Annotated in this window: 21 protein-coding genes; 14 read left to right on the top strand and 7 right to left on the bottom strand. The window is 71.9% G+C overall.

The features are described 5' to 3' along the window. The first annotated feature begins 330 nt into the window (after positions 1-330). Entirely contained in the window at positions 331-3333 is a 3003-nt protein-coding gene (locus KY5_RS30870) for an FG-GAP-like repeat-containing protein (protein ID WP_234362930.1), read from the top strand. A gap of 90 nt (positions 3334-3423) precedes the next feature. After that, on the top strand, positions 3424-3807 hold the full coding sequence (locus KY5_RS30865; RefSeq protein WP_098245282.1) for a hypothetical protein: 384 nt from the start codon (positions 3424-3426) through the stop codon (positions 3805-3807). Positions 3808-3840: 33 nt separating this feature from the next. Here the strand turns inward: KY5_RS30865 and KY5_RS30860 are convergent, their stop codons facing one another. Together KY5_RS30860 and KY5_RS30855 are read right to left on the bottom strand one after the other, a co-directional pair. Then, positions 3841-4647, bottom strand: coding sequence for a maleylpyruvate isomerase N-terminal domain-containing protein (locus KY5_RS30860; RefSeq protein WP_098245281.1), 807 nt, complete (start codon positions 4645-4647; stop codon positions 3841-3843). Next, entirely contained in the window at positions 4644-5141 is a 498-nt protein-coding gene (locus KY5_RS30855; protein ID WP_098245280.1) for a MarR family winged helix-turn-helix transcriptional regulator, read from the bottom strand. The genes KY5_RS30860 and KY5_RS30855 overlap by 4 nt, the downstream gene beginning before the upstream one ends. 116 nt (positions 5142-5257) lie before the next feature. On the opposite strand from KY5_RS30855, the gene KY5_RS30850 reads away from it, so the two are divergent. Beyond that, positions 5258-5671 (top strand): organic hydroperoxide resistance protein, encoded by a 414-nt coding sequence (locus tag KY5_RS30850; RefSeq protein WP_098245279.1) that lies wholly within the window; start codon positions 5258-5260, stop codon positions 5669-5671. Positions 5672-5872: 201 nt separating this feature from the next. Further along, positions 5873-7066 (top strand): FAD-dependent oxidoreductase, encoded by a 1194-nt coding sequence (locus KY5_RS30845; RefSeq protein WP_098245278.1) that lies wholly within the window; start codon positions 5873-5875, stop codon positions 7064-7066. Here KY5_RS30845 and KY5_RS42700 read toward each other — a convergent pair. Next, positions 7041-8468: an MFS transporter gene (locus KY5_RS42700; protein ID WP_098245277.1), complete on the bottom strand. Its 1428-nt coding sequence runs from the start codon at positions 8466-8468 to the stop codon at positions 7041-7043. The genes KY5_RS30845 and KY5_RS42700 overlap by 26 nt on opposite strands. 38 nt (positions 8469-8506) lie before the next feature. On the opposite strand from KY5_RS42700, the gene KY5_RS30835 reads away from it, so the two are divergent. Continuing rightward, positions 8507-9109: a CGNR zinc finger domain-containing protein gene (locus KY5_RS30835; protein WP_098245276.1), complete on the top strand. Its 603-nt coding sequence runs from the start codon at positions 8507-8509 to the stop codon at positions 9107-9109. A gap of 202 nt (positions 9110-9311) precedes the next feature. Then, positions 9312-10310, top strand: a complete 999-nt coding sequence (locus tag KY5_RS30830) for a LysR family transcriptional regulator (protein WP_098245275.1) — start codon at positions 9312-9314, stop codon at positions 10308-10310. Here the strand turns inward: KY5_RS30830 and KY5_RS30825 are convergent. The 3 genes from KY5_RS30825 to KY5_RS30815 form a co-directional block, all read right to left on the bottom strand. After that, complete coding sequence (locus KY5_RS30825; protein WP_098247569.1) at positions 10259-11002, bottom strand: SDR family oxidoreductase; 744 nt, start codon at positions 11000-11002, stop codon at positions 10259-10261. The two genes, KY5_RS30830 and KY5_RS30825, sit on opposite strands and share 52 nt — an antisense overlap. A gap of 74 nt (positions 11003-11076) precedes the next feature. After that, positions 11077-11874, bottom strand: a complete 798-nt coding sequence (locus tag KY5_RS30820) for an oxidoreductase (RefSeq protein ID WP_098245274.1) — start codon at positions 11872-11874, stop codon at positions 11077-11079. Between the two features lie 155 nt (positions 11875-12029). Then, on the bottom strand, positions 12030-12821 hold the full coding sequence (locus tag KY5_RS30815) for an SDR family oxidoreductase (RefSeq protein ID WP_098245273.1): 792 nt from the start codon (positions 12819-12821) through the stop codon (positions 12030-12032). A gap of 134 nt (positions 12822-12955) precedes the next feature. Here KY5_RS30815 and KY5_RS30810 point away from each other — a divergent pair, with 134 nt between their 5' ends. From KY5_RS30810 to KY5_RS30780, 7 genes are all read left to right on the top strand, one after another. Beyond that, positions 12956-13819 (top strand): helix-turn-helix domain-containing protein, encoded by an 864-nt coding sequence (locus KY5_RS30810; RefSeq protein ID WP_098245272.1) that lies wholly within the window; start codon positions 12956-12958, stop codon positions 13817-13819. 80 nt (positions 13820-13899) lie between these two features. Next, the gene (locus KY5_RS30805; RefSeq protein WP_098245271.1) at positions 13900-14652 is read left to right on the top strand and encodes an ABC transporter ATP-binding protein; all 753 of its coding nucleotides are present in this window, start codon (positions 13900-13902) and stop codon (positions 14650-14652) included. Then, complete coding sequence (locus KY5_RS30800) at positions 14649-16013, top strand: ABC transporter permease (protein WP_098245270.1); 1365 nt, start codon at positions 14649-14651, stop codon at positions 16011-16013. Before KY5_RS30805 ends, KY5_RS30800 begins: the two co-directional genes overlap by 4 nt. Before the next feature lie 72 nt (positions 16014-16085). Beyond that, entirely contained in the window at positions 16086-17585 is a 1500-nt protein-coding gene (locus tag KY5_RS30795; RefSeq protein ID WP_159072620.1) for a sensor histidine kinase, read from the top strand. Between the two features lie 47 nt (positions 17586-17632). Then, entirely contained in the window at positions 17633-18301 is a 669-nt protein-coding gene (locus KY5_RS30790) for a response regulator transcription factor (protein ID WP_324965311.1), read from the top strand. Between the two features lie 144 nt (positions 18302-18445). Next, on the top strand, positions 18446-19105 hold the full coding sequence (locus tag KY5_RS30785) for an MSMEG_1061 family FMN-dependent PPOX-type flavoprotein (RefSeq protein ID WP_098245268.1): 660 nt from the start codon (positions 18446-18448) through the stop codon (positions 19103-19105). Positions 19106-19247: 142 nt separating this feature from the next. Beyond that, positions 19248-21320: a discoidin domain-containing protein gene (locus KY5_RS30780; RefSeq protein ID WP_098245267.1), complete on the top strand. Its 2073-nt coding sequence runs from the start codon at positions 19248-19250 to the stop codon at positions 21318-21320. A gap of 97 nt (positions 21321-21417) precedes the next feature. Here the strand turns inward: KY5_RS30780 and KY5_RS30775 are convergent, their stop codons facing one another. Continuing rightward, complete coding sequence (locus KY5_RS30775; RefSeq protein WP_199843313.1) at positions 21418-22041, bottom strand: TetR/AcrR family transcriptional regulator; 624 nt, start codon at positions 22039-22041, stop codon at positions 21418-21420. Between the two features lie 363 nt (positions 22042-22404). On the opposite strand from KY5_RS30775, the gene KY5_RS30765 reads away from it, so the two are divergent. After that, a complete protein-coding gene (locus KY5_RS30765; protein WP_098245265.1) occupies positions 22405-23982 on the top strand; it encodes a PD40 domain-containing protein in 1578 nt (525 codons plus the stop codon). Positions 23983-23997: the final 15 nt, after the last annotated feature.

Below are 23997 nucleotides of genomic sequence, written 5' to 3'. Positions count from 1 at the left end.
AGCTCCCGCATCAAGGGCTGATGGACGCCGGAGAACCTAGCACGGCCTTTACTCATTCATGACATGGACATCGATGAAAGCAATTGCCATGACCTTTGACGGGGTCGGTTACCGACAGAAGGCCCTTGACCTGGCCGGATCTCATGAAGTAGCCGATCACGAGAATCACCGAAATCGACCCGGACACACAGCTCCTCTTGACGCGTGCTTTACTTGCCCGGATTTCCGAGGATTGAATGAAGAGGAAGACGCATGCCTTGTCGTCCGCATTCCAGATGGCGAACAGGGCTTGCGGCCCTGGTCGTTGGCGCCCTGTCGGCGGGTGTGGGGGTGACCGCCGTTTCCCCGGCCGTTGCCGACGCCCGGCCCGCGGGCAGCGAGGGAACCTCCGCCGGACCTGCCGAGGAGACCGCCGCGTCCCGGCAGGCCGCACGGAGCGGGGACCGGGTGGAGGTCGTCTCCGGGCGCACCGAGTACGCCACGGTGTACGCGAACCCCGACGGCACCTTCACCCAGGACACCGCGACCGTCCCCGTCCGAACGAAGCGCGACGGCAAGCTCGTTGACGTCGACGAGACCCTGGAGGAGCAGGCCGACGGCACGCTCGCGCCCCGCGCGGCCTCGGTAGGCGTACGGTTCTCCGGCGGCGGGAAGAAGACCCCGCTGGCCACGGTCACCCGCGACGGGCGCTCCATGAGCGTGGGCTGGCCGGGCGAGCTACCCGCGCCGAAGGTCGAAGGGGACACCGCCACGTACCCCGACGTACTCCCCGGCGTGGACGTGAAGTTGCGGGCCTCGGTCAACGGCTTCCAGCAGGTGCTCGTCGTCAAGGACGCCGAAGCGGCGCACGATCCGGCGCTCAAGTCCCTCCGCTTCGCCCTGGCGAGCGACGGCGTCGACGTGCGCGCCGACGGCGAGGGGAACCTCACCGCGCGCAACCCCGCGGGCAAGGTCGTCTTCACCGCGCCGACCCCGACCATGTGGGACTCCGCGGGGCGCCCCACCGGCGACGGCGCCAAGGTGCTGGCCCGGTCCGTCGGCGGGACGTCGCCGCGCGCCGACGAGAACCCCTTCGAGCCCCGCGAGGGCGCGGGCGAGTCCCGCATGCCGATCCGCGTGGACGGCGACGAGATGGTCCTCACCCCCGACCGGGACCTCCTGACGCACCCGGAGACGGTCTATCCCGTCTACATCGACCCCTCGGTCTCCAGCCCGCGCCTCGGCTGGACGTCCGTCTCCAAGAAGCACCCGGGCACCTCGTACTGGAACCACTCCTCGCACGTGGCCCGGGTCGGTCACGAGTCGGAGACCGGAGGCACCTGGCGGTCCTTCGTCCAGTTCAACCCTCGCTCGCTGCACGGCAAGCAGATCACCAGGTCCACGATGCGGATCAAGAACACGCACTCGTGGTCGTGCACGAAGAAGCCGGTCGAGCTGTGGCTGACCGCGGCGATCTCCTCGGCGACGACGTGGAACAAGCAGCCCGCCTGGTACGAGAAGTACGCGACCGTCAACGGGGCCAAGGGCTGGTCGAGTTCCTGCCCCGCGGGCAACCTGGAGTTCGACACCACCAAGGTCACCGCCAAGGCCGCCGCGGGCAAGTGGAACAAGCTGGCGCTCGGGCTGCGCGCCGACGAGTCGAACGTCAACGCGTGGAAGAAGTTCGACGCGCGGACCGCGGTGCTCTCCACCACGTACAACAGCACCCCGAACCTGCCGACCGCCGTCGACACCGTGCCCTCGACGATCGTCGGCGGCCGCTGCGGCGACAACGGCACCCACGTCACGCTCGGCAACACCGACGTCCAGCTGACCGCGAAGGTCTCCGACCCGGACGGCGGCACCGTCACCGCCCGGTTCCACCTGTGGCCCACCGGCAAGCACGACGCGAACCCCGGACTGATCGTCAACCGCGACGTCAAGGTCTCCAACAAGGGCGTCGCGCGCACCACCGTCTCCAAGAGCCTGCTCAAGAAGCACATCGGCGCGGCCAAGGGCAGCTACTCGTGGAAGGTGCAGGCCCGCGACGGCAAGGCGGCCTCCGACTGGCGTCCCACCCTCGGCGCCCCCGGCTGCCGCTTCGCGTTCGACCCCGACCGGCCCTCGAACCCGCCGTCGGCGACCTCCGCGCAGTTCCCCGACGGCGCGAACGGCAAGCCCGAGAAGACCGGAGACGCCCGTACGCAGGGGTCGTTCACCTTCTCCGCGGGCGGCGTCGGTGACGTGGTGAAGTACGAGTACTGGAGTGACTGGGACCCCACCGTCCGCAGCGCGTCCCCCGCCAAGGCGGGCGGCAGCGCCACCGTGAAGCTCACCCCGCCGTCGGCGGGGCCGCACCGCCTGATCGTCCGCTCCCTGGACAAGGCGAACAACCGCTCCGACACGGCCGTCTACTCCTTCTACGCCGACTCCCCCGGGCAGCCGGACGAGCCCGGCGACCTCAACGGCGACGGCAACCCCGACCTCCTCGCCCTGCGCGCGAACGGAGAGCTGGCGCTGTACCCGGGCATCGGCGACGGTCGCCCGGCCACCCCGTCGCCCGCGAGCAAGCACTCCTTCGACGGCTCCCTGATCACCCACCGGGGCGACTGGAGCGGCGACGGCTACGAGGATGTCATCGCCACCACGGGCGCCAAGGGCTCCCGGCAACTGCACATGTATCCCAACAACGGCTTCGGGTACGCCTGCACCGGTCAGGGCGAGAGCGCGCAGGACGCCGCCTGCGAGGACCAGCGCCTGGACCTCACCGTCGCCGACGAGGCCGACGACCACTTCAGGAACGCCGACCAGATCCTCGCCGTCGGCGACGTCGACGGGCCGACCGACCTGGACGGCGACGGCGAGATCGGCGAAGCGGACCTGCCCTCCTTCCCCGACCTGCTGGTCAAGGAGGGCAAGCACCTCTGGCTCTACTACGGCCACCCGTACGGCTACTTGGACGAGTACGCCGAGCCCGTCCTCATCGGCGACGGCGACTGGACGGACTACGACCTCGCCGCCCCCGGTGACGTCACGGGGAACGGCCACGTCGACCTGCTGGTCCGCAAGAGGTCCAGCGGCGAGCTCTTCCTGTCCCAGGGCACGGGGCCCGGCGGCGAAGGGTTCGGCGACGCCTCGGCGCGCACCCGCGTGGCCTCGGGCTTCGGTCCGGCCGCCGTACCGCTGCTGGCCTCCGGAGGCGACGCCGACAACGACGGCCGACCCGACCTGTGGGCCACCGCCCCCGGCACGAGCGCGGGCCTGAGGTTCCACCCCCGGCTCACCCCGACGGGCCTGGGCGCCCCGGTCACGGTCGGCGCGAGCGGCTGGAGCGGCCTGCGGTCACTGAGCTGACCGGCCGCACCGCGAGCACCACGAAGGCGCCGGTCCCCTCCGCAGGATGACTCTGCGTAACAAGGGCCCGGCGCCTTCGTTGGGCACGCCATGACCAACCTTCGCAAGATCGTCGCCGGTATCGGCGCGACCGCCGCCGCCGTCGGACTCGTCCTCGCCGCGGGGCCCACCGCCTCGGCCGACGGCAAGTGGTGCAACAACTCCGTCTGCATCGAGACGTACGACTCGGGCACCTACCTCGGCCGGGTCGAGGTGTCCGTCATCAACACCAACCAGCCCCACCGGATCTCCGCGCGCGTGTGGACCACCGACGGGTGGAGCGCCAACACCAAGGTCGAGGACGTCGACGCGTTCCGGACCTACCGCGACCAGGCGTACCCCCAGCGGCACTTCCCCGCGGGCACCCGGCTCTGCGCCGAGGGCTTCCGCGGTGGCGACAGCGTCGGGCTGCCCTGTGTGACGATCACCGACTGAGAACCCGGCCGGCCTCCTCCGACAACTCCCGCTTCAGAAGCGGGAGTTGTCGGACCAGCGCGCCAGCAGTGCCTCGTCCCCCGACACCTCGAACGCCGCGTCGGCCCGGTCCGTCCTGCCGTACAGGAGCAGGAGCAGGTCCGCGGCGGGCCCCGCGACCGTGGCGGCCGCAGGGTGTTCCCGATCGCCCGCCGCCTCCCGTACGACGCCGAACTCGTCGGGCCCCAGCCGGACGAGCCACTCCCCTGCCGAGACCACCGGGTCCATCGAGTCCGCCGAATCCGCCACGTCCGTGCGGCGGAAGCGGATCGTCTCCCCCGCGCCCCGCAAGCGGGCCACCCCGGGCGCGAAGGGCGTGGCGAAGGGCAGGTTGACCAAGAACTCGTCCACGCCGTCGGCCGCGAGGGCGGGATCGATCGTGGACGGCAGTCCGAGCGCGGCCTCCGCGTCGACGCGGTGCACCAGCGTCTCGAACAGCATGCGCCGCACCCAGAACCTGGCGTGCCTGTCCGCGCCCCACGTCCACATCGGGGCATCCAGGTCGGTGGACCCGAAGACGTCGGCCGCCTCCGCCGCGCCCGCGCGGAGCCAGCCGGGCCAGCCCTCGTCCCCCGCCGGAAGACGCAGGTCCACCTCGCGGGCGCGCGGCGGTTCCTGGACGGACTGCCGCAGCAGTACGGCGAACCAGCGCTGCACGCTTCCGGCGTGCCTGACCAGGTCGAGCAGCGTCCAGCCGGGGCAGCCGGGGACGGGTGTCGCCAGGTCCGCACCCTCGATGACCTCGGCGAACCTCGCGCTCTCCGCGGCGATCGCCGCCCGATGTGCGTCGGTGGAGATCATTCGGCCACCCCGCAGGCGCCCGCAGGAGTGTCCAGGTCCGGCTGCGCCCCGTCCAGCGCCTCCGTCAGGGCGATGAGCCGGGCGCGCAGGTCCCTGACCTCGTCGAGGTCCAGGCCCGTGGCGCCCGCGATCGCGCGGGGCACGGCGACGGCGCGCTCGCGCAGCGCGACACCCTCCCCGGTCGGGCGGACGGTGACGGAACGCTCGTCGTCGGCGCTGCGCCGACGCTCCACGTACCCCGTCGCCTCAAGGCGCTTGAGCAGCGGCGACAGCGTGCCGGAGTCGAGCCGCAGGCGTTCCCCGATCCGCTTGACGGGCAGCTCGCCGTCCTCCCAGAGCACGAGCATCACCAGGTACTGGGGGTAGGTCAGGCCGAGGTCCTTCAGCGCCGTCCGGTAGACGGCGTTGAAGGCGCGCGTGGCGGCGTGCAGGGAGAAGCAGATCTGGTGGTCGAGACGGAGGAAGTCCTCGTCCCGGACGTCGGCGTTCGGCATACGAGCAGAGTACCGTGCGCCATTGAGTTGTGCACAACTGAGTTGTGTGCTCTACTTCCCTTCGGGGCGACACGGCCCCGTACGACTGGACGAGACGAAGAGAAAAGGTGGACCCCATGGACGCGCTCTACACCGCAGTAGCGACCGCCAACGGCCGCGAGGGCCGCGCGGTCAGCTCCGACGGCCAGCTCGACCTGCCCCTCGGCTTCCCCGTCTCGATGGGCGGCAACGGCCAGGGCACCAACCCCGAGCAGCTCTTCGCCGCCGGTTACGCCGCCTGCTTCGCCAGCGCGATGGGCGCCATCGCGCGCCAGGAGAAGATCGACGTCAGCGACGTCTCGGTGACCGCCGAGGTCAGCATCGGCAAGGACACCGACGGCGGCTTCGGCCTCTCCGTGGTGATGCGGGCCGAGCTCCCCGCGCACCTGGAGGGCGAGGCGGGCCGCGAGCTCCTGGAGAAGACCCACGCGTACTGCCCCTACTCCAAGGCCACGCGCGGCAACATCCCGGTCGAGCTCGTCATCGAGTAGCCGGGACGGGGGGCAGGTCCGGATCCGGGACCGGTCCGGGGCCGGTGGGGCTTTGGGTGCGATCGGTGACCTGTCGGTGCAGGTCGCGGCCTATCGGTGGCCTGTAGGTGTGTTGTAGGCGGGCGCTGACACCTTGCAGGAACGGCGGCCGACCGGACTTCACCGGTCGGCTCTCTCCTCTCTCCTCAAGGAGCCACCACCATGAACAGCCCCGTCAGCCCCGTCAGCCCCGTCAGCCCCGTCACGATCATCGGCGCTGGACTCGGCGGGCTGACGCTCGCCCGCGTCCTGCACGTCCACGGCATCGAGGCCACGGTCTACGAGGCGGAGTCGTCCCCGTCGGCCCGCACACAGGGCGGGCTGCTCGACATCCACGACTACAACGGCCAACTCGCCTTGCAGGACGCCGACTTGATGGACGAGTTCCACGCCATCATCCTGGCGGGCCGACAGGCCCTGCGTGTTCTCGACCCGGACGGGACCGTCACTCTGGACAAGCCCGACGACGGCACGGGCGGCCGCCCCGAGGTGCCGCGCGGCGACCTGCGCCAGGTCCTGCTCGACTCGCTCCCCGCCGAGACCGTGCGCTGGGGCCACAAGGTCAGCGGCGTCCGCGCCCTCGGCGAGGGGCGCCACGAGGTGACCTTCGCCGACGGCGGCACCATCACCACGAACCTGCTGGTCGGCGCGGACGGCGCCTGGTCCAGGGTCCGGCCGCTGCTCACCGACGCCATACCCGAATACGTCGGCAAGTCGGTGGTGGAGACGTACCTCTTCGAGGCCGACACCCGTCACCCGGCCGCGGCGAAGGCGGTCGGCGGCGGCATGATGGTCGCGCCGTCCCCCGGCAAGGAGATCTTCGCCCACCGGGAGAAGGGCGACACGCTGCACGCGTACGTGGGGCTGCCCGTGCCGCAGGACTGGTTCGACGCCAACGCCATCGACTTCACCGACGCCGCCGCGCCCGCGACCCTCGCACGGATCGCTCAGGAGTTTGACGGCTGGGCGCCCGAGCTCACCGCGCTGATCGGCGAGAGCGACACCACGCCGGTCCTGCGCTCCTTGCACGCCCTGCCGTCCGGGCTCCGCTGGGAGCGGAAGCCGGGAGTCACCCTCCTCGGCGACGCCGCGCACCTCGCGGCCCCGAACGGCGAGGGCGCCAACCTGGCCATGCTCGACGGCGCCGAACTCGCCAAGGCCATCGCCGCGCACCCCGACGACATCGAGACGGCGCTCGCCGCGTACGAGCGGGACATGTTCCCGCGCGGCGCGGAGGTCGTCACGTTCGACGGCGAGGAAGCGCACGGGACCGGTTCCTCCTCGGGGCCGGGCTCCCCCGACGATCCGGCGCAGGCGCTGCTCGACCTGTTCACCGCCCCCGACCGGACTCCGTGAGCCGCGCCGACGAAGCGGGGCGCGGCGCGGCGACTAAGAGGCAAGCAAGGGCGGCGAGGGCCGCCACACCCGTCGCGAGCGCCAGGGCACCCGGCAGGGACCGGGCCGCGACCGGCCCTGCGACCGCCGCCCCCAGGGCGAACCCGGTGACCTTCAAACTGGCTCCGGTGGTGAAGATCTGGCCGCGCAGCCGCTCGGGGGCCTCCCGGTGACGGACCGCGAACAGGGCGGTGAGCTGCGGCCCTTCACCGATCCCCAGGACGCATGCGGCCACGACGAGTACGAGGGAGTGCCCCCGGCCGACCAGGGTCACGGCAAGCACCAGGGACAGCGCGGCCGCCTGGACGAGGGCGCTGGCCCAGATGACCGTGTCGGGGGCGACGGCGCGCGGGTAGCGCGCGAGTACGGCGTTGGCAGCCAGGGCGGAGACGGCGACGCAGGTGAGAAGCAGCGCGCCACGACCCGGCTCGCCGAGCGCCCGCTCCCCCAGCAGGGGGACGCACGCCACGAACACGCCCTGGGCTACGCAGGAGACGACCGAGGAGACCGTCGCCCTGGCGAGGGCGGGGCGCCCGACGATGACCCGCGCCCCGGCGACGAGCTCACCGGCCACCGAGGCGACGTGCGCGGTCCGCGTGTGACGGGGGCGCGTGTGAGGGGTTCGCTTGTGACGGGGGCGCGCGGCACGAGGGCGCACCGCACGAGCCCGCACCGCACGAAGCCGCACCGCACGAGCCCGCACCACACGAAGCCCCACCGCACGAGCCCGCACCACACGAAGCCCCACCACACGAGCCCGCACCACACGAGAGCGCGCGGCACGGGAACGCCCCGGCCGCGCGGCGGGCAGCAGCCACGCCGCCGGTGCGGCCAGGGCGATGAGCGCCACGGACACGACCACGGCCGCGGGCGCCCCCAGCGCCTCCGCCACGCCACCGGCCAACGCCGGACCGGCCAGGCTCGCCACGCCGAACGTCATCGCGTCCAGCGCGTTGGCCCGCTCCGAGCAGCCCTCGCCCGGCACGATCACGCGCGGCAACTGCGCCGTCCACCCACCGGAGAGGGCGGGCCCCAACAACCCCACCGGCACGGCGATCAGCAGAACGCCCGCGAACGGCAGCCGCCCGAGCCCCGCGAGAATCGCCCCGAGCCCGGCCGCGTACAGGACGAGGGCCCCGGCGAGCAGCCGACCCGGCCGCGAGGACCGGTCGAGGAGCACCCCGAGCGCGGGGCCGCCCACCGCGGCGGCGACCGTCACGCCCGCGAGCAGCGACGACGCCTCGACGGCCGACCCGGTCAGCGCGAACCCCGCCAGCATCAGCGCGGGCCCCGACATCTCGTCCCCGGCGCGGGCGGCGACGGCCCCGGCGAGGTACCGCCCGAGCGAGTAACGCTTCTCCATCAGCGAGACGCTACGTACGTAACTCAAAACCCCACAAGATGCGTTACATTCGCCTCGTGCCCTCCCACCCCACCGACGACTGGTCGACCCGGCACTCCGTGCTGACCACGGCCAGGCGCACCGCGGCCCTGATCAACGCCCTCACCGACGAAGGGGCCCGCCCTTCCGACGTCGCCGACGTACTCCGCGCCTACGGCGAGGCGGACCCCATCGAACTCACGCCCCACGACGTCGCCACGATGCGCACGGCCGCCGCCCACCTGCGCGAGGTCTTCACCGCGGAACACACCGACGAGGCGGCGGCCACGCTCAACGGCCTCCTGCGGGAGCACACCGGCCCCCTCCGCCTCACCTCGCACGGCGGCACCGCTCCCTGGCACCCCCACCTCGACCACGCCGACGACGCTCCCTGGGCGGAGTGGCTCCTCGCCTCCTCCTGCATGGCCCTGACGGTCCTGACCTGGGACCAGCAGCGACCGCCCGGCCGCACCTGCGCGTCCCCCACCTGCCGGAACGTCTTCATCACCCAGGGCAGCGGCCAGGAACGCCGCTACTGCTCCCGGCGCTGCGCCACCCGGGAGCGAGTGGCGGCCCACCGCCGCGCCCGCGCCGCCGAAAGACCCGACTCGCCGCACGCGTGAACGGCCCGCCGCGACGGGGCCAGCGCCTTCGAACCAGGTCACCCGCATGAATCGAGGTGCGGCGCTGCCGGATGCCCCTGTGACCGCGCCCCCTGCCGACGTCCGCGGGAACGTCCGCCTCGGCTACGGAGTTACCTGCTGTTGCGGGGAACGACGACAACGGAGCGGGCGGGGGCCCGCCGCAGAGAGAGGGTGGGAGCCGATGAGCCTTCGTCAGTTCGAGTACGCCTTGGCCGTCGCCGAGGAGGGCTCGGTGACGGCGGCGGCGGAAGTGCTGCACGTCGCCCAGCCGTCGGTGTCCCAGCAGATCCGCGGTCTTGAGCGGGAACTCGGCGTGGAGCTGTTCGCCCGCACGCCGTCCGGCCTGGTGCCCACCGCGGTGGGCCGCGCGTTCCTGCGGGAGGCGGAGGTCGCGGTGAGCGCGTCGCGGAAGGCGCGGGAGACGGCGCGGGCCGGTGCCGACGACCTGGTGGGCGAGCTGGCGGTCGCGGCGCAGGTCGGCTTCGGCGCGCGGCAGTTGCCGCGCGCGCTGGGCGCGCTGCGTCGCCGGTTCCCGCGCCTGGAGGTCACCGTCTTCGAGGAGCCGAGCTCCGCCGAACTGGATCGGCTGTGCCGCAGGGGCGCCATCGACCTCGCCCTCATGGCGGCCTGCGAACGGACCCCCATCGACGCCCACCACCTCGGCGACGAGGAGTTCGTCGTGGTCCTCTCCCCCGGGCACCGGCAGCTCGCCGCGGACCGGGTCGACCTGCGCGACCTCGAAGGGGAGCCGTGGGTGAGGTTCGACCGCGACAGCGCGCTGGACGCCGTACTCCTGGAGGTGCTGGGGGAGAACGACCTGGCCCCGACCACCGCCGCCCGCGTGTCCCAGACGGCGACGGCCGTGCGCTGGGCCACCCAGTGCCTCGGGGTGACGCTCGTCCCGGCCTCCGCCGTGCCGCACGGCCACGAGCACCTCGTACGCCCGGTGTCCCCTGCCGTGCACCGGCCCGTCATCGCCGTGGTCCGGCCGAGGCCCGGCCCGGCACAGCGGGCCCTGCTCGACCTCCTGCGCGCGGAGACCTGGTCCGAATCCGAATCCGCCCTCTTGTCGGCCACCCCGGCCACCCCGGCGTCCCTGGACTCCCCGGCCTCCCCCGCTCTCCCGCCTCAGAGTTGGGTGGCGCCTCCGTCCACGGCGAATTCGGCGCCGGTGGTGTAAGTGGCGTCGAAGGCGAGGAACGCGGCCGCCGTGGCGACCTCGTCACTGGTGCCGAAGCGCCGCATGGGATTGTCCGCGACCCGCTCGGCCTTGAACTGCTCGGCGGCCTCCGCGGTCATCGTGCTCTCCAGGACCCCCGTGTCGATGGGGCCGGGGCTGACCGCGTTGACACGAATTCCGCGCGGCAGCAGTTCGCGCGAGAGGCTGCGGGCCATCGAGCGCAGCGCCGCCTTGCCGGCCGCGTAGACGCTGGTGTCCAGCAGGCCGATGACGTTGGCGACCGAGGTGGTGAGGACGACGCCCGCGCCCGTGTTCAGCAGCGGGGCGAGCTTCTGCACGGTGAAGAAGGCGCCCTTGACGTTGACCGCGAACAGTTCGTCGTACGCCTCCTCGGTCGTCGACTCGAAGGGGGTGAGAGCGGCGATGCCCGCGTTCACGAACAGCGCGTCGACCGTGCCGAGTTCGCCCTTCACCCGCTCGGCCAACGCGTCCAGGTCGGACAGGGAGGCCACATCGCCCCGTACGGCCACCGCGTTCTCCCCGAGCCGCTCCCGCGCGGCGTCGAGCGTGGCCTGAGAACGACCGGTGATCACCACCCGGGCTCCGCCGTCCACCAGCAGCTTCGCCATGGCGAACCCCATTCCGCTGCCGCCACCCGTGATCACCGCGTTCTTACCGCTGTACTTGCCCACGTTCTCACCCATGCCAAAAACCCTCAATTCTCTTTCATAAATCGGCGATAAGCCCGAAGAAACAACTCCCCGTGTCACCTTCTGGGGAATTCACCGCCGTCCACGACGAGATTGCTCTCCGTGAGCCAGCCGGCCCGGTCGGACACGAGGAAGAGCACCGCGTTGGCGATGTCGTCGGGCCTGCCGTCGCGCCCCAGCGGCGCGGTGGGGGCATCGTCCCCGACCGCTGCCGGGGCCAGGCGCGCCCACTGCTCCCGGGTCGCTTCGCCGCCGGGTGTGGCGACCTTGCCGGGGGACACGGTGTTGACGCGGATCCCGAACGGAGCCTGTTCGAGGGCCAGTCCCTTGCTGTAGGACTCCAGCGCCGCCTTCGCCGCCACGTAGTGCAGGAACGGTGCCACCGGGGTGAGGACCGCGGCCGTCGAGACGTGCACGATCGCCCCCGAACGCCGCTCCCGCATCCCCGGCACCAGCAGCGAGTCCAGCCGCACCGACGCCAGGAAGTTGAGGTCGAGCGCGTCCTGCCACTCCTCGTCGGAAATGGCCGAAGTGCCCGCGTGGGGCGCCGCGCCACCGGCGTTGTGGACCAGGATGTCGACCCCGCCGAACCGCTCGCGCACGGCCGCGGCGACCGCCTCGGCCCCGGCCCGGGTCCGCACGTCGGCCGCTACGAAGTCAGCGCCTTCGGGAGCCGCGCTCGTCGCCGACCTGGCGGTGGTGAGCACGTCGGCGCCCGCGTCGAGGAGTTGACGTACGACGGCCGCGCCGATTCCGCGGGTACCGCCGGTGACGAGGGCGCGCTTCCCGGCAAGCTCGCGCACACCCTTTCCGACGCTCTCGCCTTTTCCACTTCTGTTTCCGAATTCAGTCATGCCACTGGCCCTCTCGATCGTGCAATGGTTAGGTCGACGGAATGAACGTCGACGTGCATCACGGTAGATCCGGCAAAGAACGAGGGGCAAAGACGAAATATCAGCAGGCGCCATAGGGAACGCCTATGGCGTGGGCGGGGCCGTGTTCTCGGCCCTCACGCCTCCAACGTCGGCAGGACCGAGAGGAGCGACAGGTTCACGTGGCGCGGACGGCTCGCCGCGAACGCGATGACCTCGGCGACGTCGGTCCCGGTGGGCAGGTCCCCGAGGGCGCCCACCGCCTCCTCGACGGCGGCGCTGATCGCCGGGTCGCCGAGGTGCTCGCGCAGTTCGGTGTCGATGGTCCCCGGCTCGATCGTGGTGACCCGTACGTGGTGCGGGCCGAGCTCGGCGCGCAGGTTCCGGGAGAAGTGGCTGACGGCGGCCTTGGTCGCGGCGTATCCGGCGAAGCCGGGCAGGACCACCTGCGCGGCCGCGGACGACACGGTGACCAGGTCCGCGAGGCCGCCGTCGGCCGCGGCCTCGATCAGGTCGGGCGTGAAGGTGGTGACGACGGAGAGGGCACCGGAGACGTTCACCTCGATCATGCGCTGCCAGTTGCCCGCGGAGCCGCGGCCGAGCAGATCGGGGAGGGCGAGGCCCGCGTTGTTGACCACCAGGTCGACGCGGCCGAAGCGCTCCCGAACGCGGTCGGCGGCCGCCGTGAGCGAGGCGGGGTCCCCGACGTCCGCCGGTACCGCGAGGGCGCGCCCGCCCGCGGCGTCGATCCGCGCCACGTGGCCGCTCAGCCGCTCGGCCCGCCGCGCCAACAGCGCGACGCGGGCGCCCTGTTCGGCCAGCAGGCGCGCGGTGGCCTCGCCGATGCCGCTGGAGGCTCCCGTCACGACGGCCACCCGACCGGCGAGGGGACGGACGGAAGAAGGGGACTGCGTCGCTGCGGTGGTCACTGTGATCTCCAAGGTCTCCGAGAGCGCGTGGTGCGGTCTCTCGCGCTCTCGACTCTGGTCGAACGTGCCGAGGCGACCCAGGGCTCCGGCTGACCCTGGGTCTGGCAGTACCAGGCTTGGCGGACACTTGAGGGATGGACTTCCGCACCGAACTGGCCTCCTTCCTCCAGTCACGCCGCGCCCGCGTTCAACCGGAGGACCTCGGCGTACGCCCCCTCAGCGGGCGGCGCCGCGTTCCCGGCCTGCGCCGCGAGGAGTTGGCAGAACGGGCCGGAGTCAGCGTCGACTACTACGTGCGGCTGGAACAGGGCCGCTCCCCCAACGTCTCCGAACAAGTACTCGACTCCATAGCCCGTACGCTGCGGCTCGACGCGTCCGAGCGGGCGCACCTGGGCCACCTGACGCGGGCGCTGCGCGGCGACTCCGGCGCGCACCCGGACCCCGTCACTCCGCAACCGGTGCGCGGCGGCGTACGCATCCTCCTGGACGCGGTCGGTGACGTACCTGCCTACGTCCTTGGCCGCAGGCTCGACGTCCTGGCCTCCAACCGCGCGGCCCGCGCCCTGTTCGTCGACTTCGACGCCCTGCCGCCCGCCCAGCGCAACCTGGCCTGGCTCCACTTCCGCCACCCCGCGATGCGCGAGCTGTACACCGACTGGGAGGAGGCCGCCCGTGACACCGTCGCGGCACTCCGCATGGACCTGGGCCGCTACCCCTGCGACGACCGCCTGTGCGCGTTGCTCGCCGAACTATCGGTCGGCAGCGCCGAGTTCCGCCACCTCTGGTCCGAACACCAGGTGCGCGAGCACGCCCATGACGTACAGCGGTTGCACCACCCCGTCGCGGGCGAACTGACCCTGAACCGCGAGACGCTCTCCCTCCCCACGGAGCCCGACCAGTCCCTGGTCACGTTCGCGGCGGAACCGGGAACGGCGTCGCAGGAGGCGCTGCGCACGCTCGTCGGGGACCTGGCCACGGCAGCAGTCCGCATGCCCTGACGGGGTTCGGAAGAACCGAACCCCCTGTCAGGGGGCGCTCCCCATGGTGGCTCTGACCTGCGATTCGTACCGTCGACGACATGAGCAACGTACTTGAGCTTGAGCGAGTCAGCCGGTCCTACGGCCGTGGTGGGCGGGCGGTGCACGCCCTGCGCGAGGTGGGGGTCGAGGTGCCGGAGCACACGCTCACGGCGGTGACGGGGCCGTCCGGCTCGGGCAAGTCGACGTTCCTGCAGTGCGCCGCGGGGCTCGACCGGCCCACGGCCGGGGTGGTGCGCCTCGGTGGCCGGGTGATCAGCGGGATGAAGGAGCGCGGGCTTTCCCGACTGCGGCGTACGCACATCGGGTTCGTCTTCCAGTCCTTCAACCTGCTGCCCGCGCTCACCGTGCAGCAGAACGTGCTGCTGCCGCTCCGACTGGACGGACGGCCCCGCGATCCGGCCCGCGCGCGGGAGTTGCTGGCGCGGGTCGGTCTGGAGGGGCGGGAGGGCGCGCGGCCCGGCCGGCTCTCGGGCGGGCAGCAGCAGCGCGTTGCCATCGCCAGGGCCCTGATCACCGAGCCCGACGTGGTCTTCGCCGACGAGCCGACCGGGTCCCTCGACCAGGAGACCGGCGCCGGGATCATGGACCTCCTCCGCGAGGCGGTGGACCGGCAGGGGGCGACCGTCGTCCTCGTCACCCACGACCCGTCGGTGACCGCTCGGGCGGACCGGGTGCTGCGGCTCGCCCACGGGCGGCTCGTCCAGGACAGCTGGGCCGGGACCGGAACCGTCGCTGCGGGCGGCGTCCCGCGCGACGCCGCCGCGGTGGCGGGCGGGGGTCCGGTCCGATGAGCGTCCTGCGTCCCACCGGGCTTGCCACCGCGGCCGTCCGCTCCCGCCCGTCCGCTCTGGCGGGCGCCTTCGCCGCGTTCGTCCTGGTCGCGACGGTGGTCACCGGGAGCGTCTCGATGACGGTCTCCGCGTCGACCGCGTCGACCGCGCTGCCGGGGGCCGATCCGGCCGTCCGCGACCAGCTCGCCGAGCTCTCCGACCTGGGCATCGGCTTCTGTGTGATGACGGTCTACCTGGCCGTCTTCGTGATCAGCCAGGTGATGGCACTGGCGGTGGCCCAGCGTCGGCGCGAGAGCGCGCTGCTGCGCGCGATCGGCGCCGAACCCGGACAGATCCGCCGCATGGTCGCGGTCGAGGCGCTCGGCACCGCGCTCGCCGCCCTGCCCGTCGGATACGGCCTCGGGGCGCTGCTCGGCCGCTTCTGGCTGCGCGGCCTGGCCACGCGCGGCATGGCCCCGGCCGACATCTCCTTCCGCGTCGGGTGGCAGCCGCTGGTCGCCGCGGGTGCGGTGCTGGTGGTCTGTTCGCAGCTCGGCGGGCTGATCGCGGGCTGGCGGGCCTCCCGTACCCGGCCGTCGGCGGCGCTCGCCGAGTCCTCCGTCCAGGGCGGTGAACGCGTGGGTGCGGTACGGGGAGTGGCGTCGCTTGTCGCCCTGGCAGGTGCGGTCGTGCTGACCGTGGTCGCGGTCGCGGGGTCGGTCGAGAACGCGTCCCAGATGATCCCGTTGGTGCTCCTCTGCCACCTGGCCGCGATCGGCCTCGCGGGGCCGTGGATCGGGCGGTGCGTGATCGCGCTGTGCGCCCGCTCGCGGCGGGCGTTCGGCGGAGTGGCCGGGGAGCTCGCGGTGGCGGGAACCCGGGCGAGGGCGCGTCGGCTGTCCGCTGCGATCACGCCGGTCGCGCTGGTCACGGCCTTCGCGGTGGCGGAGTTGACGACCATCACCGGATCCCGGACCGACTCCCCGGGAGAGAAGTGGGGCACGGCCTTCCTCACGCTCGTGGTCGTCGGTTTCGGCGGCCTCGTCGCCGCCAACACCCTGGTGATGCTGGCCCTGGAGCGGCTGCGCGAGTTCTCGCTGCTGCGCGCGGTCGGCGCGGAACGGTGGCAGGTCGTCAGGACGGTCGCGGCCGAATGCGCGATCGTCACGCTGGCCGGGGTCGGCACCGGGCTGGCCGCGGGCTGTGCGGTGATGCTCCCGATCGGTACCCGTACCGGCACGCCGCTGAGCGGGGTACCGGTGTGGGCCTGGCTCGCCGTCGCGCTGGGCGGGGCGGTGCTGGTCGGCGTCTTCTCCGGTACGCCCCTGCTGCGGATGCTGCGGGTACGGCCGATGGACGGCCTGACGCGCCGCGGCAATTGACCGCTCGCGCGCAGGACGGCCGGTGATGATGGAACCGCTCCGAAGCGGCATGCCACGCGGAGAGAGATGACCATGAACCCCTCACCCCACGGGCGACTCCCCGACCGCCCTCGCCCCCGCCTCCGCCCCCGCCCCCGCCACGTCGCGCCCACTTCCGGCGCCTTCCGCCCCGAAACGCCCGACGGCTCGGGGCAGCGGCGCCAACGCGGGCGGCGGCTGTGGTGGCTGACGCGGGCCCTGTTCCGCACGGTCCTCGGCACACCGGGAGAGGCCGCGTACGCGCTGCTCGCCCCGCTGCCCGGGCTCCTCTGCGGGGTCGTGCTGCTCGCGATCCTCGCCGCGGGTCTGCTCGGGTCGGTCGTCCTGGTCGGCCTGGTGCTGCTGATCGGCGTACCCTTCGCGGCGCGCGGCGCCGGGGCCGTACACCGCGCGCTGCTCCGCGGACTCCTGGGCGAGCGGATCCAGCCACCGCCCCCACGGCCTCGGCCGCGGCCGGGCGGCAGGCTGCTCGCGCGCGCCCGCGCCGCGCTGACCGACGCCGACGGCTGGCGCTCCGCCGCCTTCACCCTCGCCTTCCTGCCGGTCGGAGCGCTGCTCGTCCTGCTGTTCGCGACGGTCCGCCTGTACGGGCTCATCGCGCTGACCTACCCGATCTGGTGGTGGCTTGTCCCGGCGGACGACGGCCGCCGCGGTCTCGGACTCGGCTTCGGCGGCGTCCAACTGGACACCTGGCCCGCCGCGTTGCTGACCTGCCTGGCCGGTTTCCTGCCGATGGCGCTCTCCACCAGGTGCACCCGTTGGCTGCTCGACCTGGCCGTACGGCCGATGGCCCGTGCCCTGCTCGGCCCCGGCAAGCTGGACGCCCGCGTCCACGTCCTGGAGGACACCCGCGCGCTCGCGGTGCAGGACTCGGCCGCCGCCCTCCGCCGGATCGAGCGCGACCTGCACGACGGCGCCCAGTCGCGGATGATCGCGGTGGCGATGACGCTCGCGCGGGCCCGCGAGCAGCTGGCCCGGCTCCCCGGTACGGAGCCCGAGCTCGCCTCCGGACGCGAGCTGGTGGACACCGCACTCGCCGAGTCCAGGACCGTGATCGGCGAACTGCGGGAGCTCATCAGCGGCATCCACCCACCGGCGCTCAACGACGGCCTGGACGTGGCCCTGGAGACCCTGGCCGCGCGGGCGGGCATCCCGGCCACGGCGCGGACCGAGCTGCCCCTGCGCCCGCCGGAGGCGATCGAGTCGATCGCGTACTTCTGCGCGGCCGAACTGCTCGCGAACGCCACCCGCCACTCCGGAGCCACCGCGGTCCGGATCGACGCGCGCGTCGCCGCCGCGCCCGAAGGCAACGTACTCCGCCTCACCGTCCGGGACGACGGCCACGGCGGCGCGCACCAGCGCCGCCGTGGCGCGACACGGGGCGCGGGCGGAACCGGGCTCTCCGGCCTGGCCGAGCGGGTCAGTACGGTGGACGGACGACTGCTGATCGACAGCCCCGACGGCGGCCCCACCACCATCACCGTCGAACTACCCTTGCCACCACGGAACCTGACTACCCATCGGACAGGATGACGGGGCCGGGGGGACTGATGACGGGCCCGGGGGAGACTGGAGACTCCATGCCATCCGCCGCACCCCTGCGGATCGTCGTCGCCGAGGACGCGGCCGTCGTCCGCGAGGGCCTCGTGCAGCTCCTGCGCGACCGGGGCCTGGACGTGGTCGCCGCGGTCGGCGACGCCGACGCACTCGTCACCGCCGTCGAGGAACAACGCCCGGACGCCGTGGTCGCCGACATCCGGATGCCACCGACCCACCGCGACGACGGCCTGCGCGCGGCACTGGCACTCCGCGAGCGCCACCCGGACCTCGGCGTACTGCTCTTCTCCCAGTACGTCGAGACCCGCTATGCCGACCGGCTCGCGGCGGGCGGGCTCGCCGGACTCGGCTATCTCCTCAAGGAACGCGTCGTGGACATCGCCGAGTTCGTCGACGCGCTGCAGCGGGTGGCGACCGGCGGCACGGCACTGGACCCGGAAGTGGTCGCCCAACTCCTGTCCGCACGCCGCTCGGCCGCGTCCCTCTCCCCCCTCACCGAACGGGAACACGAGGTCCTGTCCGCGATGGCGGAGGGCCGCACGAACGCGGCCATCGCGGACGCGCTCGGCATCTCCCGCCGGGCGGTGGAGAAACACACGGCAGCCATCTTCGACAAGCTGGCCCTGCCCCGGACGGAGTCGCAGCACCGGCGCGTCCTGGCGGTCCTGCACTACCTCGACCGCATCGACTGAGGGCCTTCGGAGTCAGTCTCCGGGAACGGCGTGACAACCGTGACAACCCCCGCGCGCCTCAGGGGACATGGCCCGCCCCGACCTGTACGTCCGCGCACGCACCGGCCAAGATCCGTCGCGCAGCCGCCCACTAGGGTCGCAGGCATGACGACATCCCTTGCCAGCAGCGCCTTCGACTCGCTCCGCCTCGACGCCGTCTCCGACCAGGAGACGCTGCGCCGAACCTACGAATTCCCCAAGGAAGCGGCCTTCCGCAAGCAGATGACCGAACTCACCGATCAGACCCGGCGGTTGATCGGCTGTTCATCGCTGGTCCTGGTGGCCAGCGCGGACGCCGAGGGCAACTGTGACGTCTCCCCGCGCGGTGGCCCCGCCGGGTTCGTCGCCGTCCTGGACGCACGGACGGTGGCGATACCGGACGCGACCGGCAACAAGCGTCTGGACACCTTGCAGAACGTCATCGCCACCGGACGGGCGGGGCTGCTGTTCGTCGTTCCGGGGCGCACCACGACGCTCAGGGTGAACGGCCGGGCCTGCGTCTCCACCCGCCCGGATCTCCTTTCGCAGCTGACCGCCGTGGGCAAGCCGCCGGCCAGTGCGCTGGTGGTGGGGATCGAGGAGGTCTACCCGCACTGCCCCAAGTCACTGCTGCGCAGCGGGGCCTGGAAGCCGGAACAGTGGCTGCCCGCGGACGCCCAGCCCGCCTCGGCCGAGGTGACACTGGCCCAGATGCGGATGCCGGAGCTGACGATCGCCGACATCGAGCAGGCGGAAGCGGATTCGCTGAAGTACCGGTACGAGTAGAAGCACCGGTACGAGGAGAAGTACCGGTACGAGTTGGCGGCGGCCACCGGCGACAGCCCCCGTCAGGGGGTTGGCGTTGCCGGTCCGCGTCCCTATGGTGTGAGCCAAACATGAGCGCCCCTCACATTTAAGGATCACGGCGATGAACATCGCTCACCCCCCACGCCGAAGGCGTAGATCCCTCACGGTGGTTCTCCTGCTCTTCACCGCGATGACCCTGATGCTCGGCACCATGCCGAGCTCCGCGGCGCAACCCGACCCCGACTGGTGGAACCCGACCGCGCGGCCCACACCCGACGCGCAGGTCGGCGTCACGGGTGAGCCCTTCAAAGGCACCGATTCCCAGGGGAACGTACGGGGCTTCGTCGACGCCCACGACCACATCATGTCCAACGAGGGCTTCGGCGGCCGACTGCTCTGCGGCAAACCGTTCTCGGAGCAGGGCGTCGCCGACGCGCTCAAGGACTGCCCCGAGCACTACCCCGACGGCACGGGCGCCGTCTTCGACATGATCACCAAGGGGGGCGACGGCAAGCACGACCCCGACGGGTGGCCCACGTTCAAGGACTGGCCCGCCCACGACTCGCTGACCCACCAGCAGAACTACTACGCCGGAATCGAGCGGGCCTGGCGCGGCGGTCAGCGGATCCTCGTCAACGACCTGGTCACCAACGGCGTGATCTGCTCGGTCTACTTCTTCAAGGACCGCGGCTGCGACGAGATGGACGCCATCCGCCTCGAGGCGAAGAAGTCGTACGACATGCAGGCGTTCATCGACAAGATGTACGGCGGCCCGGGCAAGGGCTGGTTCCGGATCGTCACCAGCAGCGCGCAGGCCCGCGAGGTCGTCGAGCAGGGCAAGCTGGCCGTCGTCCTGGGGGTCGAGACCTCCGAGCCGTTCGGCTGCAAGCAGATCCTGGACAAGGCGCAGTGCGGCGAGGAGGACATCGACCGCGGCCTGGACGAGCTGAAGAAGCTGGGCGTGAGCAGTATGTTCCTGTGCCACAAGTTCGACAACGCGCTGTGCGGGGTGCGCTTCGACTCCGGCACGCTCGGCACGGCCATCAACGTCGGCCAGTTCCTGTCGACCGGCACCTTCTGGAAGACGGAGACCTGTCGCGGGCCGCAGCACGACAACCCCATCGGGAACGCGGTGGCGGCGGAGGCCGAGAAGCGGTTGCCGAAGGGCGTCTCCGTCCCCTCGTACGCGTCGGGCGCGCAGTGCAACGTCCGCGGCCTCACGAGCCTCGGCGAGTACGCGGTACGCGGCATGATGAAGCGTCACATGATGCTGGAACTGGACCACATGAGCGTCAAGGCCGCGGACCAGGCCTTCGAGGTCCTGGAATCCGAGGCGTATCCGGGCGTCATCTCCTCGCACAGCTGGATGGACTCGGGGTGGACCGAGCGGCTCTACAAGCTCGGCGGTTTCGCCGCCCAGTACATGAGCGTCGCGGGGCCGTTCAGCGATGAGGCCAGGAGCAAGGCCGCGCTGCGGGCGAAGTACAAGGTCGGCTACGGCTACGGCACCGACATGAACGGTCTCGGCGGCTGGCCCGCCCCGCGGGGCGGTGACGCCCCCGACCCGGTGAAGTACCCCTTCCGCAGCACGGACGGCGGCTCGGTGATCGACAAGCAGACCACCGGCGAGCGCACCTGGGACTTCAACACCGATGGCGCGGCGCACTACGGCATGGTCCCTGACTGGATCGAGGACATCCGCAACGTCGGCGGCAAGGACGTCGTGGACGACCTCTTCTCGGGTGCCGAGTCCTACCTGAACACCTGGGGCAACTCCGAGAAGCACGAGCTCGGAAAGAACCTTGCCTCGGGCGCGGCCGCCACCGCGTCCTCTTCGGAGTGGTGGAACCCGTTCGAAGGCTTCGCGCCCGGCAAGGCCGTGGACGGGGACAAGGACACGCGCTGGGCCAGCGAGTGGAAGGACGACCAGTGGCTCCAGGTCGACCTCGGCTCCGCGAAACCGGTCGAGCGCGTCACCCTCGACTGGGAGGCGGCGTACGCGAAGTCGTACCGCGTCGAGCTGTCCGAGGACGGCACGAACTGGAAGTCGGCGTGGTCCACGACTGCCGGTGACGGCGGCCTGGACACGGCACGTTTCACCCGCACGCAGGCGCGCTACGTGCGCGTCAAGGGGCTGGAGCGCGGCACCAAGTGGGGCCTCTCGCTGCGCGAGGTCGGCGTCTACGCCGACTGAGCCGCCCATGAGGTGGCGCCCGGCCCCGGCCCGTTCCCGGTCGGCGCGGCCTTGGCCTGGAAGGTCGGGAGCGTCCGCCGAGCCGGGGCGGCGGGTGTCACCGGAGCCGGTCGGTCAGATAGCTGTTGAGGACGCGCTTGCACTCGGCAATCAGCCGGGCGTCGCCCTGCGGATCAGTGCGGAAGGCCAGTTGCAGCACGCTGTCCGCGCATTCCAGCGCCACTCGGAGGGTGATTTCCAGCTCGGCGTCGTCCTGGGCTCCGGTCAGGGAGGCGGTCAGTGAACGCAGCCGGCCGGCGACCGCGGTGTTGTTGTCCAGGGACGGATCGAGGACGTGGTCCTGGCCCACCGCACCGAAGTCGACCACGCCGAACCCGGTGATCGTCCGGCGCATCGTGACGAACTCGTCGATGGTGACGTCCACGATGCCCGGGACGTCCTCGGGCTTCTCGCGTTCGAGGCGACCCTCGACCCGCGCCAGGAACGACTCCAGGTTGCGGACGGCGAGCGCGCCGATCAGCCCCTCCCGGTCGGAGAAGAACTGGTAAAGGGTGCCGATGGGCACGTCGGCCCTGCGGGCCACTTCCTTCGTGGTCACCGCGGCATAGCCGACCTCGTCCAGGAGTTGGGCGCAGGCATCGAGCAGTCGTTCGAAGCGTTCGGCGCTGCGCTTCTGGACCGGCATCCTGCGCAGCGCCCCCGCGTTGCGGTCTTGATTCACGCTTCCATCCTCCCACCCGGGAAGCTGACGCGAGCAGTGCTCATGTTTCAGGAGGGCGCCTTCGGGGGCCGGGACCGGATGGACGAGCGCTACGCCATGGCCCGCACCACCCGTGACGACCGATACCGCTACCTGCGCGACTACACACCCCACCGTCCGTGGGGCGCAGGGGCTGCTCATCCTCGGGCGCGATGCCGCTCCGGCAGCCGGGCGGCTGACCCAAGGCACCAAGGGGGACGCACCCGGACGGAATCGGGCCTCGTTCGGCCGGGCCCTCAGAAAGCTCTCAGGTCTTCTCCGAGAAGTGTCAGCCGCGAATGCCAGGCTCCGGCCGTCGACCCGTCATCGGATTGAAGGAGACGCATGCTCACGACGATGTTCCGCCGCGCCGCCGCGCCAACAGCGCTGGCCCTGTCGGCAGTCCTGGCACCCGCCGCCACCGCAGGGGCCGATGAAACCCCCGCCGACTCCCTTCGGACCGTGCCGATCCCCGACTCCGTACGCGGGCCGAAGTTCCCCTCCTTCACGCCCGACGGCGAACGGCTCGTCTTCACCGGCACCCCGCAGGGCAGCACGCGGTCCGAGATCATGACGATCCGTGAGAACGGCACCGGGCTCACCTGCCTGACCTGCGGCCTGGACACCGGCAGCGACGACGACCTGTCGCAGCCCCTGGTCTTCCCCGACGGCCGCCGCATGGTGGTCAACAGCGGCATCCCCGGCGGCGGCACCCTCGTTCTCGAATGCGAGAAGAAGATCAGCAAGTGCCGGGACCCCGAGGTGGTGCCGCTCAACTTCCCCGAACCGGGCGAGGGCCACGTGCTCCAGAAGGGCCGAGAGGTACGGATCGCCCCCGACGGCAAGCACGTCGCCTTCACCCAGATCCGCACCACCTCCACCGGAGAGCCGGGCTACCTCGCCAACGTCGGCACGCTCCGGCGGGCCGAGAACAGCTACGAGATCGATGACGCCCGAGTCGTCTCCGCGAAGGGCGAGGCCAAGTCGTTCACCCACGACGGGCGGAGCCTGGTGGTGAGCGAGTACGTCGACACCCCGGAAGCGGCCAACCCCGACGTCTTCCTGTTCGACCTGGCGACCGGTCACAAGACCCGGCTCACCTACGCCAACGACTACGACGAGGACTTGCAGTTCGCACCCGACGGCGAACGTTATGTCGTCGGCAGCGGCCGCGACTCCGACATCTTCGCCACTCTGTCGCAGCTCACCCGGCCGAACTTCATCGGCCCGGGGCTCCAGCCGGTCTTCACCACCCTGTTCAACCAGCGCCGCGAGCGGCCCGATCTGCTCGAACCGTGGCTGGTCCGCTCCGGAAGCGAGGAGAAGGGCGACCTCGGCGAGCCCTTGGCACCCGGAGCGACCGACGGCGGCTGGGACAGCCGGATGAAGAACCACTGGTCGCCCGACAGCACCAAGGTCGCCTTCTGGCAGCAGAACATGACGGACGCCGCGGAGTCGCGCATGGTCATCGCCGACGTCAGCGACCGGCCGAGTGAGCCGCTCCCGGCCCGGACCACCCCGGACCCGGACTGGGCGGCTCCCCTGAAGGACTACGTCCCGGAGACCTTCAGCCCCGCCGAGTCCCGCCCAGGACACGCGAGCGGCTCCGTCACCATCGAGGAGCACCCGCATCCGGACGACCCCGAACTGACGACCCTGAAGGTCACGTACGACGACTTCTCCGACGACGGCAAGTCCGTCATCAACGGCACCGAACAGGCCGACCACACCGCGGGCGGCGTCGTCGGCACCGTGCACTACACCGCCGGTCTGACCATGAGCGGCGCGCACGAGGGCACGCTCACCGCCGACCTCCACGCCGACCCCGGCGCGGGCGACGGCCACGAGCCCGAGCCCGGCGCCGCCAAGCTCGAGGGAAGCGTGGTCTCCGAGGTCGACGGACACCGTCTGCGGCTCCCCTGACAGCACCCCTGACCG

Source organism: Streptomyces formicae, assembly GCF_002556545.1.
GTDB lineage: Bacteria > Actinomycetota > Actinomycetes > Streptomycetales > Streptomycetaceae > Streptomyces > Streptomyces formicae_A.
This window is presented reverse-complemented; position numbering and strand designations above follow the sequence as displayed.